Raw genomic sequence first — 11,952 nt, forward strand, 5'->3', positions numbered from 1 at the left:
AAAGGGTAATTGTGTTATACGGTAGAGGGTGTTTAACGTGTTTATAATGATCTAAATATAGGTGATTCTACCTGATTTTCAAGGGGAAAAGCTGTTATAGAGCTCATTCTAATTCTATGATCAGTTTTCTTACTTAAAAAAGTAACAAAACTGTTGAAATTATATTTGGAAGCGCATACAATAGTTGTAATATATTATGCAACGCTGCTTAGGATTTGGGGGAATTGTTTCAGGAGACGATGAGGGGGATTTAGGATGTTAGCAATAATGGGATTCTTGATGGTCTTTCTATTCATGTATTTGATTATGACGAAAAAGCTGTCTGCGCTCATTGCGCTGATGATCATTCCGGCTATTTTTGCAGTACTGACCGGGCATGCCGGTGACTTAGGGGAAATGTCACTGCAAGGTATCACAGACTTGGCACCAACTGGAATCATGCTATTATTTGCGATTCTATATTTCGGAATCATGATTGATGCAGGTTTATTCGATCCAGTCGTCGGCCGTATTTTGAAAGCGGTTAAAGGTGATCCGACGAAGATTGTTATGGGTACAGCTGCTCTTGCACTTGTTGTGTCCTTGGATGGGGATGGAACAACAAGTTATATGATCACTGTCTCTGCGTTCTTCCCACTGTACCAGAGACTGAAAATGAATCCACTCATATTGCCGGCAATCGCCGTCATGTGTGTAAGTTTGACGAACATGGTACCGTGGGGCGGACCGACAGCACGTGCTGCTGCAGCCCTTAATGTTGATGTAGGTGATGTATTTGTTCCGCTAATCCCAACTATGGTCGGCGGAGCAATCTGGATCTTCTTCACTGCTTTCATCTTGGGACGCCGTGAAAAGAAACGTCTTGGTGTTGTAACATTCGATGATGCAGAGCAGCGTATCCTTCAGCAGCAGGCTGCTACAGTTGATGCATCACTGAAGCGTCCACACCTATTATGGGTCAACTTCGCATTAACGGCGTTATTGATGTTTGGTCTGATTGAGGGTGTCATGCCGCTACCAGTATTGTTCATGCTTGCATTTGCAGTGGCAATCACAATCAACTACCCGAACTTGAAACAACAGAAAGAGCGTATTGCTGATCACGCTGGAAACGTACTTGCTGTCGTATCGCTTGTATTTGCAGCTGGTATTTTCACAGGTATCCTATCTGGTACTGAAATGGTGGATGCGATGGCAACAAGCCTTATTTCCATTATTCCAGATTCATGGGGTCCTGCTTTCAGTATCATTGTTGCAGTTACGAGCATTCCATTCACATTCTTTATGTCTAATGATGCCTATTACTTCGGTGTTGTTCCTATCTTGGCAGAAGCAGCTGCCAACTATGGCTTCTCAGCAGCGGAAATTGCCCGTGCCTCCTTGCTCGGACAGCCTGTCCATTTACTTAGCCCGCTCGTTCCGGCTACATACTTGCTTGTCGGAATGTCGAAGGTGGACTTCGGGGAATTCCAGCGTTTCACGATTCTCTGGGCAACTGGGACAGCGTTTGCTGTTATTGCGGTTGCGGTTATTACAGGTATCATCTTCTAGGAACGCAAAAATACCGTCCGTGTGGACGGTATTTTTATGTAAAACTATATCTAAGAGGATGTCGGTATTGAGTCTCTGCCTTCGCTTAAAGATGTGCTAATAAGCAAGCATTTACTTTGCCTTAAAATGCGCAACAGCACTAAAAAAGCGTCGGCCGTTCTCATCTACATGCATGTTATGCGCTACGTGGTGCAGCTCAAGCAGAATTGCTTTGTTGTGTTGGATTTGTTCGTTGATTTTCTTTTCTAATGTGGACAAGTCATGCGCTTCGAAAAATTCAACCTTGTCTTTCAGCATTTCTAAATCTAGCATTGCTTTTCGTTCCTTTCTATCACAGCTTTATCTCATTATATTATGCATGAGACAATTCGGGAAACTGGAAATCTACGGGCAGCAGCTCTGGTTTGTTTACGAATAGTGTATCTCTTTCAGTGTGCGTGTGAGAGAGAGGTTCCAAATCCGCAAATGTTGGGGTGAAATGGAAGATGACTTCGGTTACACCTGGTTGAGCGACGTAATCTGCGATTTGCCTCCAGACAAGCCGTGTTGGGCTGATCACTTCATATAAATGCATAGTCTGGCCAATCTTTTTATAAAGCAATAGAGCTGCTGGCTCTAATAGCTCAATAATCTCTATTTCTTGATCATACAGTGTATGGAAGCCTAGAATATGCTGACCGTCTGACACATCGAGAATACTAGACTGCGGATGGCGTTTGCCATAACGGTCAAGCAGCACAACCATGTCCTGCGGATTAACAGCAGGCTTGAGCTTTCGATAATCCGGAACCGGGCGCGGTTCAGAAGATACCGGAATGGAAAATAGTTTTTCCTGTACAGCAGTGAAGCCAAGTTTTTTGTAGATACTTTCCACACCTGGCCGGGAAAACAGATAGATGAGGTCGGTGTCCGTTTCGTATTGTTGAATGACACGCCGCAGCAGCTGCGTAGCAAGTCCTTGGTTCTGGTAGCTCGGGTCAGTCATGACGGTTCCGATTTGAATCGCCTTTGTCTTCTGCTGATTGATATGTACTGTGAGTGCGCTTACAGAAACGTTCGCGACAATTTGAGTATTATCAGCGAAAGCATGCGTGTGATAACGTTCATTCCACAAGCCGCTTTTATATAATAATTCAAAATCAAAGCCAAAAGTTTTTCTGGCTAGTTTATTAAAACTTTTACGTAAATCGTGTTCATGCGCAAATGCAGTTACTGCTTGCAGAGCAGTCATCATGCATCCCCCCATTTCTGACAGACTAATCAAGTTTTTAAGATTATTAGATACAATTCAATATTTCTATTTTATAACAATTTCCGCATTTGTACAGCCTAGGGTAACTATTGACGCGGAAGGAGAAAAATTCCATAGTAGAATAAGAGAGACAAATGAGGTGATAGTGATGCGATATGGAGCAATTGAAGCAGGCGGTACGAAATTTGTTTGTGCTGTCGGTGACGAACATGGAAATATAGAAGAAAGAGCATCTTTCCCGACAACGAAACCGGAAGAAACGCTGCAGCTGGTGTTTGACTTCTTCCATGGTAAACAGATCGAAGCACTAGGCGTAGGTGCCTTTGGACCTGTTGATGTAAAAGAAGACAGCCCAAATTACGGCACAATCGGCAACACACCAAAGCTGCAGTGGAAGGACTACCCGCTGCTGTCGGAACTTAAGAGTAGGCTCGGTGTGCCGGTCAAGCTGGATACCGATGTGAACGCAGCTGCTTTAGGGGAGTATATGCACGGAGCAGCAAAACATGCAAACAGCTGCCTGTATATTACGGTTGGAACAGGTATTGGTGCTGGAGCCATTGTGAATGGAGAAACACTGCAAGGCTTTTCCCACCCCGAAATGGGTCACCTGCTTGTCCGTCGGAGTACAAATGATGCGTATCCAGGGAAATGTCCGTATCATAAGGACTGCTTGGAGGGGCTGGCAGCTGGTCCTGCTATTGAAGCTCGCTGGGGAGAGAAAGCACAGAAGCTGTATCATCAAGAAGCGGTATGGCAGATGGAAGCCTATTATTTGGCTCAGGCAATCATGAGCTACACATTGGTGCTCAGCCCAGAGAAAATTGTCATGGGTGGAGGCGTCATGAAGAAGCAAGGCCTTCATGAGATGATTCAGCAGGAACTGGAAGCACTTCTGCAGCGTTATGTCCCACTGCCGGAAAATTATTTAGTTCCGCCAGGTCTTGAAGACAATGCAGGAATTGTCGGAGCACTTATGCTTGCCAAAACAGCAAAATAAGATAGTAGGGAGAGATTCTCATGAAATACTTTGCAGCATTTCTTAAAATGGAGAAACCTGAATTAAACCAGCAATACCGCCAAGCACATTTGGATTTTTTAGCTGACTTGGACGAAAAGGGATTCATTTTCGCTAGAGGAGCATTCGCTGATGGAACAGGCGGTCTAGTCATCTATCAGACAGAAGAAGAGGCGAAAGCGAGAGCATTGGCCGAGCAGGATCCATACTTGGTTAATGGTGTGCGCAGTCTAGACCTGCATGAATGGAATAAGATGTAAACTTAACCATTTATGTAAGTGAAAGCGTGATATAATTTGATTGATAATATAAGAGAATCGAGGGACAATCTATGAAAGTACTAGTTACTGGCGGTGCCGGCTATATTGGATCTCATGCGGTGTCCATGCTTTTGCAAAAAGGGCACGAGGCAGTCATCATTGATAATGTGATTACCGGCCATTTAGCAGCAGTAAACAAGGATGCGGTCTTTTATGAAGGAGATCTTCGTGATGGAGCATTTTTGGATGATGTATTCACAAAGGAAAAAGTTGATGCAGTCGTCCATTTTGCGGCAAGCTCTCTTGTTGGAGAATCAGTTGAAGATCCATTGAAGTACTTTGGCAACAATGTGTATGGTATGCAAGTATTGCTAGAAACAATGCGTAAGCATGAAGTGAAGAAGATTGTCTTCTCTTCTACAGCAGCAACATATGGCGATACGAATGTCGTGCCGCTTACAGAGGATCTGGATACAAATCCGGAAAGTCCATATGGTGAGTCCAAGCTGATGATGGAAAAAATGATGAAATGGTGTGACGGAGCGTATGGTATTAAATTCGTCTCATTACGTTACTTTAATGTTGGTGGAGCCCATCCGGAAGGGCAGATTGGCGAAGATCACCGCCCGGAAAGTCATCTGATTCCAATCATCCTGCAGACAGCACTCGGACAGCGTGAGCATATCAGCATCTTCGGTGACGACTATCCGACAGAAGATGGAACATGTATCCGCGACTATATCCATGTTATTGACTTGATTGATGCTCATTTGCTCGCTTTGGAGTACTTGGATAAAGGCGGCCAGAGTGATGTCTTCAACCTCGGCTCCAGTCAAGGCTTCTCTGTTAAAGAGATGATCGACGTGGCTCGCTCCGTAACTGGCAAAGAAATCCCGGCTAAAGTCGGTCCTCGCCGTGCTGGTGACCCAGCTGTACTTATCGCAAGCTCCTCAAAAGCGAAAGAAGTACTCGGTTGGAACCCAACGCGCACAGATATGAAAGACATCATTGGTGATGCATGGAGATGGCATCAGAACCGTCCGAATGGTTATGATGCATAATTCCTTCCCCTCCTAATTAGGAGGGGTTTTTTCTTTGGCATAAACAAGTACAGGCTTGTTATGGCGCTCAATCGTTTTCCAAACATGCATCCCTAGCTTCTCGGCTACTCTACAGGATGCACTATTATCTGGATAGATCAAGGCGATGATTCTATCTTCGTTCAATTGTTCAAGTGCAACGTCTCGGAATGCAGCAGCAGCCTCAGTAGCAAAGCCCTTTCCCCAAAAGGCAGGCGCAATCCAGTATCCCACCTCAAGTTCCATCACTCCGTCCACCTCTTGTGGAACCAACCCGGCATGCCCGATAGATTCACCACTTACTTTCTCAACTAAAACCTGCAGTCCAAATTGCAGATTTTCCTTCATATGAGACAAATTCCAATTGAAAAACAAGCGAGCTCCTTCCTTAGTTCTCGGTTTTCCGTTTCCGATAAAGCGAACCACTCGCGGATCGCTGACTAAGCTCTCCAAAAAATGCATATCCTCAGTTGTATAAGGTCGTATTAGCAGCCGATCTGTTTTAATCATCGTATTCCCTCCTTTTCATGCTTAGATGATAGGGATTCAGGTAATAAGTAATCCATATAGTGGTATTATTACTATAGCAGGTAATTCATACATAAAGGGAGTGGAGAAAATGGCAGAAGCGAAATTATTCTTAGATGCAAAGCAGAGCTTAGCCGAAGGTCCTTTTTGGCGAGAAGAAACAGAAGAGCTATATTGGGTGGATATAAATGGTCAGGCAATTCATGTCTATGATACGAAAACGGAAGAACATCGAGAGATTCCCGTCGATCAGAAAGTCGGCGCGGTCGTATTGAAAAAGGATGGCGGCCTTATTATGGCAATGGAGGAAGGCATTTATGAAACGGATAGCGAATTGAAAGCGAAGGTGCTGCTCCACAGCCCGGAAACTGATAGACCTTCCAACCGCTTTAATGACGGTAAAGCAGATCCTTACGGCAGGCTGTGGGCAGGAACCATGCCTAAAAAAGGCAGCGGCTATAAAGGAGCCTTTTACCGGATGGAAGTAGATCAGACACTGACCCGCATCATCGACGGTATCGGAAATTCCAATGGACTAGCCTGGAGCCCGGATCATAAATATTTCTACTACATCGATACGCCGACTGGTGAGGTGCAGTGTTTTGATTATGATGGAAAGAAAGGCGAAATCAGCAATCCGTGCACCGTTGTTTCGTTCAAGGACGGTAAACCGGATGGCATGACGATTGATGAAGAAGGCAAGCTTTGGATTGCACATTACGGCGGATCCAAGGTGTCCCGCTGGAACCCTGAAACAGGTGAGCGGCTCGAGGACGTTCATTTGCCGGTCAGCCAAGTAACCAGCTGTACTTTCGGTGGTCCGGAGCGGAAGACATTGTACATCACGACAGCGAGACAAAACCTAAAAGAAGAGGATCTGGAGAAAGAGCCTCTTGCTGGCGGGATCTTTGTATACGAGACTGACGTAGTCGGAGCACCAAGCTATAGATACGGTAAATAAGAAAAGCCCGGCTTAGGCCGGGCTTTTCGCTTTTTAAGTATTAGAAGTCCGTGTACTTGATGGCGTTAGGTAGGTGTCCTTTTTCAATTGCACTATCACTAAAGGAATAGCCTGCAATACTGCTAAGGATTGTTGCAAGTACTAGAAATCCAACGATTCTTTTCTTTGTCATTGTTATCACCTCCTTGAATGAAACATTACTATATTATTGTGATTTCCAAGGGCTAAGCGATAGAAATGGTTGGCGCGTTCAAAATCTCTTTCATTTGAATAGAAAGTTGCAAGCTCGTCTGCGCAGATTTGTGTTTCAAAAAATCTCTTCTTGCCTTTAAAGTAATCGACAGCGTCTGTTAGCACATTAATATACTCATCTTTATCGATATATCGAGAATAGAGTATCTTGAACTTCCAGTAATAGTCTCTATCAGTCTCCTGACCAATATAATCCATTCCTAATTGATAGTATTTAATAGCATTTTCGAATTTCTCTTCATCAAAAGAAATACTAGTCAACATATAAAGAGTAGAAAGGTAATTCTCAAAATCTTGATGAGGTAAGACTTTTTTTAAATAGCGTGTTGCGGCTCCGTATAAACGTTTACGTTCATACAACAAACCCAAATTGTGATAGATACTGACTTTTACCATTTCGTCATTCATGGCGTTTCTATCTTGAAGAGCAGAATGCAGATACTCCTCAGCTAAATCAAACTCACCCATATCAATATAATTCAACGCTATCAAAATTTTTGCTCTCGTCAATTTTCTTTCATACGCCGGATACAACTGATAAATATAAATAGCCTTCTCCGCATAGATAGCAGAACGATTCGTATAATCCAAGTAGTATAACGCGGATGCAAACAGGTCAAAGAATTCCGCTTTTTCAATTTCGTCCTGGATATAGCCGAGGTAGGATTCGACTTCACCGTATTCTTCAATGGCATTGTAATAGTCCTTTGTTGAATACAGGTACATGCCTTTGAAAAGGTGCAGATAGTAGAGATGCTCTTCCTTAAGATAAGGAGAAAACCCTTCTACTTGGCTGATCAGCTTTTCAGCTTCCGAATAATTCTTGCAAAGAATATGGTGGCGGCTATGGATCAGAAGTGCTAGCTTGACGACGTCGTCATTCGCTTCACCTTTAGCGAGCTGTTCGGATACTTCCGTTTTAAGCTTTTCCGCTGCTTGGACTTTCTTCAATTTGATATTCATATACCACAAATTGAGCAGTTCCCTTAGCTCTTCTGAGTTGAATGTGACGTCAGAACGCATCAGTTACACTCCCTAGTCTGTAAGATTTTGCCTGTATCAAGCATAGCATGTTTCATAACAGATTTTTATTGGGAAAGTAGGTCGAATTTTTAGACATTAAGTAGGGTATAGAAGCGCTGTTCGTGGAAACTAGGAAAGTTGTACAAAAAAAAGCACCTCCAGGGATGGAGGTGCTTATACAGCAGCTTTCTCTTGTTTGCGCTGAATGAACCGCAGTCGCAGGAAGAAACCAATAGCGGCACAGGTCAGACCGAGCGTTATTCCAACCCAGAATCCGAAGGCTTCCAATGTGGTGAAGCGAGAAAGTAAGTAACCACTTGGCAGACCGACAATCCAATAGGATATAAAGGCGATGATAAACGGGATAGTAACATCCTTGTAACCTCGCAGTACACCTTGCAGAGATGCTTGAGCTGCATCGGAAAATTGGTACATAATCGCAAACAGCATGAACTGCATCGCCAGCAGTACCACAGCACGATCAGATGTGTAGAAGTAGCTGATCTGCTCTCGGAAAATAAACAACAGCAGGCTTAATATACCAATAATTACGAGAGCAGAGCTGACACCAAGGATGGCGTATTGCTTCGCGTGGTTCATCCGTCGGGCACCAACTTCATGAGATACAACAATCGTCATACCAATTGAGATGCTGAGCGGCACCATGAACATGAGTGTTGTAAAGTTTAATGCTGTCTGGTGAGCTGCAATGACTGTTGTGTCGAAAAGAGAACCCATCAAGAGCGTAACCACACTAAAGATACTAGCTTCGAAAAATGTGCTGAGTCCCATCGGCACGCCGATTTTCAATTGTTCCTTCCAAGTCTGGAATGATACCTTATACCAGCGGACGAACAAGTAGTGTGTGCGCATTTCCTTCAGCTGGAATGTAAGGAACACGCTAGCGCCGAAGATGAACCAGTATGTAAAGGCGGTCGCATAGCCGGCACCAGCTCCGCCAAGCTCCGGAAAACCAAAGTTACCGAAGATGAGCAGATAATTAAGCGCTGCATTGATTGGCAGAGCCATCAGCAAAATGACCATAGATACTCTTGTGTAGCCTTGAGCATCAAAGAAATTACGCAGGACGGCGCTTGCAAACAATGGGATAATACCGATTGAAAGTCCGTGCAGATAATCTGTTGCGACTGTATGTACATCAGGACTCAAATTCATAATGCCAAGGACAGGCTGCAGTGCAGCTGCTCCGATAGCAAGCACAACCAAGGAGATTAAGATAGCTAAATAAAAGCCTTGCATAACCGTCCGTCCAACATCGCTCCGGCGGTTGTTACCGATCAGCTGCCCGACCATCGGCGTGATGGCAAGCATGATTCCAGTCAATCCGGTATAGACAGGCATCCATAGACTGGATCCCACAGCAACACCAGCCAAATCATCTGTACCAGCTCGACCAGACATCATTGTGTCCAGAACAGTCATGGCATTGTAGCTGATCTGTGTTATGAGGATAGGCCATAATATGTGAAAGAATAAAGACGCTTTTTCGTGTATCGTGTTCGTAGGATACATAAGTCTGCCCCCAGTTGTCGAATAAAGTAAAATCACAGCATTTAGTGTATCATACCCCCTGTTATAAAGCATATTTGTCATGGTGCGAAAGTTTCATAAAGCCTGTGGATAAGTCGTTTACTTTAATTGCTGGAAGGGTACATAACAAGTAGCAAGCCACCTAAGAAAAAGCTTTGCATCTGCTTAGACAGGAAAGGAGTGGTAAGAGATGACTTGCCCTTCATTGACGTTAAGTATGCAGGATTTTGTCGAGCGAACAAAACAAGGTTCGTCCATCAACGATAAATACTTTTTCGTTTTCAACCATAAGCCGATCGTGGCGAAAATATATATAGCTAATCATATGATCGAAATACCTGATCTTCATGACATCGTACTCGAGAAAGGAACGGATGGTAAAAACAGTCTGTTCTTTATGCCACAATCATTCATTTATGAAAACCCAAAAGCGAAGCGGACATTGGACGATATGCCCCGCATAATCCTGGAAGGAGAAGAATTATCCATGTCAATGGAACAGAACAACGAAGCCTACACAATGACAATCAAAATTCGTTAGTGCAGGCTTTTTTTTTATACCCAAAAATGCTTCTATACAGTAAAATATAATAGAAATTAATAACCAGGAAAAAGGTACACGAGAATGGAAATCAAAGACAAACAAAATGTAGTGGCAGGCTTCACTGCAAGGCTTTTACGAAAGCATTTCGGAAAAGGACCAGAAGCGGTATTCGTTTCCTTTACAGATGATGTCATCTGTATCTATGTACGGGACTTGCTCACGCCTGTTGAGAAAGTGCTGTTGGAGAATAATCAATTTGGCATGGTTTATGCAACGCGGGATAGTTTAATGGAAAAGTGCCTTCCTGAACTGAAAGAACAGATTAAGGATGAGACAGGTCATTATTTCAAGCATTTCTATTATGATTGGAATATGGAAACGAACGGCGGCGTTATTGTTGCTGTCAAAGAGGAGTTAAGGGATCAAGCTGATGATTCTTCCTTACAGGAAGTGAACAAGCTGGTTGCTGCTGTTACGAAGAAAACAGAGAGGTTGCCGGACAAGGTAAAATCTGTTAAGCTTAATAATAGAACACTAGTCATCTATCGCGAAGGCATACTCGTCAATATCGAAAAAGAGATCGTCCGCAGCGGTGAAGAAGAAGTACTGCGAAAAGCCAAAGGAAATCTTGAAAAGCAGGAGCTGCGAGAGGCATTTGATAAAGAAAGTCAATTGCTGCAAGGCACTGCACAGGAGATTTTTGTCGATTGGTCATTTGAAAAGGATCAGAGCATGATCGTTGTCATTATCGATCCGAACGATAACTAAATGAACTGGCTAGCATCAGCTGGGCATGGAACTAGCGATAAAGCCAAAGTAAGGACAAATCGTCTTTGCTTTGGCTTATTTTAATGGACCCAGCCAAAAAGGGGACCTGTCTATCAGTATATTTAAGCACGCGGCGTCAGCTCCTGATGAGGGGAAGGTGACTGAAATGAAGATAGAAAGTGAGAAGGATATCGTCACAAGCAGATCCTGCGGCAGAAAGCTAGCAGCAGACTTAGGGTTCAGTGCGGTCGAACAAGCCCGCATCACTGCAGCCATCTCAGAGCTTGCCCGGAACATATATAAGTATGCAGGCAGCGGAACAATCTGTATCCGCAGCGAACAAGACACAAGAAAAATCGGTATCTACATTACCGCCATGGATAATGGCCCTGGTATATCCAACCTCCAGGAAGCATTGCTGGATGGCTATACAACAGGCGGGGGATTAGGACGTGGACTGCCTGGAGTGAAGCGGCTTATGGATAACTTCGATATTACGTCTTCCACAACAGAAGGTACTCGTGTAGAAGTAGCCAAGTACCGGATCATTCATACAAAAAGCTTATTCCGAGTATAGGAATAAGCTTTTTTTGTGTCTAATGATATTTTCTTGAAATTCAATTGAATAAATTTTTATAACATATTACATTCAAAATGTAAGGAAAACAAATAAGGAAAGAAGGATGAAAATGAATGTAAAAATCGAAACCATCCCAACTTACACAATTGCTTACTTTCGCAGAGTAGGACCCTATGGCGCTGCTAATTATCAAACGATGCAAGAATTAAAGGAATGGGCAGAGGCAAAAAAACTGCTGGATGACACCTCGATTATTCTTGGCATATCGCAAGACAATGTAGAAACGACAGATCCGCAGAAATGTCGATATGACGCAGCTCTTGTCGTACCTGCAGATTTTCAGAATGACGTTGTACTTATAGGAGAGTTAACAGGAGGTAAGTATATCCGTTTCACAGTGCCGCATACTGTAGAGGCAATGCAGCAAGCATGGGGATACATATTCCTTGAGATATCAAAACTAGGATATGTATTGGACAGTAGACCTACCTTTGAAAGATTCACTGCGAGTATGCTGAAGGAGCATTATTGTGAAATATGTATACCTATAAAATAATATGAAACAAATCCTCCTTCCCATCCGTC

Annotated in this window: 15 protein-coding genes; 9 read left to right on the top strand and 6 right to left on the bottom strand. The window is 43.5% G+C overall.

Annotation, left to right across the window (positions count from 1 at the left end):
* Positions 1-255 precede the first annotated feature (255 nt).
* Positions 256-1,551 (top strand): CitMHS family transporter, encoded by a 1,296-nt coding sequence (locus AE2B122_RS07010; RefSeq protein WP_175073476.1) that lies wholly within the window; start codon positions 256-258, stop codon positions 1,549-1,551.
* Positions 1,552-1,662: 111 nt separating this feature from the next.
* Here the strand turns inward: AE2B122_RS07010 and AE2B122_RS07015 are convergent, their stop codons facing one another.
* Both AE2B122_RS07015 and AE2B122_RS07020 read right to left on the bottom strand, forming a co-directional pair.
* Entirely contained in the window at positions 1,663-1,863 is a 201-nt protein-coding gene (locus tag AE2B122_RS07015) for a DUF2536 family protein (RefSeq protein ID WP_095219391.1), read from the bottom strand.
* 40 nt (positions 1,864-1,903) lie between these two features.
* On the bottom strand, positions 1,904-2,782 hold the full coding sequence (locus AE2B122_RS07020) for a GNAT family N-acetyltransferase (RefSeq protein ID WP_175073477.1): 879 nt from the start codon (positions 2,780-2,782) through the stop codon (positions 1,904-1,906).
* A gap of 166 nt (positions 2,783-2,948) precedes the next feature.
* On the opposite strand from AE2B122_RS07020, the gene AE2B122_RS07025 reads away from it, so the two are divergent.
* From AE2B122_RS07025 to galE, 3 genes are all read left to right on the top strand, one after another.
* Positions 2,949-3,803 carry an ROK family protein gene (locus AE2B122_RS07025; protein WP_305852005.1) on the top strand — a complete coding sequence of 285 codons (855 nt, stop codon included), beginning with the start codon at positions 2,949-2,951 and terminating at the stop codon, positions 3,801-3,803.
* A gap of 20 nt (positions 3,804-3,823) precedes the next feature.
* Positions 3,824-4,081: a YciI family protein gene (locus AE2B122_RS07030; protein WP_175073479.1), complete on the top strand. Its 258-nt coding sequence runs from the start codon at positions 3,824-3,826 to the stop codon at positions 4,079-4,081.
* A 71-nt stretch (positions 4,082-4,152) separates the two neighbouring features.
* Complete coding sequence (galE, locus tag AE2B122_RS07035; protein WP_175073480.1) at positions 4,153-5,142, top strand: UDP-glucose 4-epimerase GalE; 990 nt, start codon at positions 4,153-4,155, stop codon at positions 5,140-5,142.
* A gap of 12 nt (positions 5,143-5,154) precedes the next feature.
* Here the strand turns inward: galE and AE2B122_RS07040 are convergent, their stop codons facing one another.
* Positions 5,155-5,670, bottom strand: coding sequence for a GNAT family N-acetyltransferase (locus AE2B122_RS07040; RefSeq protein WP_175073481.1), 516 nt, complete (start codon positions 5,668-5,670; stop codon positions 5,155-5,157).
* Positions 5,671-5,779: 109 nt separating this feature from the next.
* Here AE2B122_RS07040 and AE2B122_RS07045 point away from each other — a divergent pair, with 109 nt between their 5' ends.
* Positions 5,780-6,649, top strand: a complete 870-nt coding sequence (locus tag AE2B122_RS07045) for an SMP-30/gluconolactonase/LRE family protein (RefSeq protein ID WP_175073482.1) — start codon at positions 5,780-5,782, stop codon at positions 6,647-6,649.
* 40 nt (positions 6,650-6,689) lie between these two features.
* Here AE2B122_RS07045 and AE2B122_RS19370 read toward each other — a convergent pair whose 3' ends face one another.
* The 3 genes from AE2B122_RS19370 to AE2B122_RS07055 form a co-directional block, all read right to left on the bottom strand.
* Entirely contained in the window at positions 6,690-6,821 is a 132-nt protein-coding gene (locus AE2B122_RS19370; protein WP_256366455.1) for a hypothetical protein, read from the bottom strand.
* 5 nt (positions 6,822-6,826) lie between these two features.
* Complete coding sequence (locus AE2B122_RS07050; RefSeq protein ID WP_175073483.1) at positions 6,827-7,924, bottom strand: hypothetical protein; 1,098 nt, start codon at positions 7,922-7,924, stop codon at positions 6,827-6,829.
* A 174-nt stretch (positions 7,925-8,098) separates the two neighbouring features.
* Positions 8,099-9,457 carry an MATE family efflux transporter gene (locus AE2B122_RS07055; protein WP_175073484.1) on the bottom strand — a complete coding sequence of 453 codons (1,359 nt, stop codon included), beginning with the start codon at positions 9,455-9,457 and terminating at the stop codon, positions 8,099-8,101.
* Positions 9,458-9,665: 208 nt separating this feature from the next.
* Between AE2B122_RS07055 and AE2B122_RS07060 the strand changes: the two genes are divergently transcribed.
* The 4 genes from AE2B122_RS07060 (at position 9,666) to AE2B122_RS07075 (ending at position 11,923) form a co-directional block, all read left to right on the top strand.
* Positions 9,666-10,016, top strand: a complete 351-nt coding sequence (locus AE2B122_RS07060) for a hypothetical protein (RefSeq protein WP_095219400.1) — start codon at positions 9,666-9,668, stop codon at positions 10,014-10,016.
* 84 nt (positions 10,017-10,100) lie between these two features.
* Positions 10,101-10,787 carry a Na-translocating system protein MpsC family protein gene (locus AE2B122_RS07065; protein ID WP_175073485.1) on the top strand — a complete coding sequence of 229 codons (687 nt, stop codon included), beginning with the start codon at positions 10,101-10,103 and terminating at the stop codon, positions 10,785-10,787.
* Positions 10,788-10,953: 166 nt separating this feature from the next.
* A complete protein-coding gene (locus AE2B122_RS07070) occupies positions 10,954-11,364 on the top strand; it encodes an ATP-binding protein (RefSeq protein WP_175073486.1) in 411 nt (136 codons plus the stop codon).
* A gap of 112 nt (positions 11,365-11,476) precedes the next feature.
* Positions 11,477-11,923: a GyrI-like domain-containing protein gene (locus AE2B122_RS07075; protein WP_175073487.1), complete on the top strand. Its 447-nt coding sequence runs from the start codon at positions 11,477-11,479 to the stop codon at positions 11,921-11,923.
* The last annotated feature ends 29 nt before the right edge of the window (positions 11,924-11,952 follow it).

The sequence above is a fragment of the Terribacillus sp. AE2B 122 genome (assembly GCF_902497585.1).
Taxonomy (GTDB): Bacteria; Bacillota; Bacilli; order Bacillales; family Amphibacillaceae; genus Terribacillus; species Terribacillus saccharophilus_A.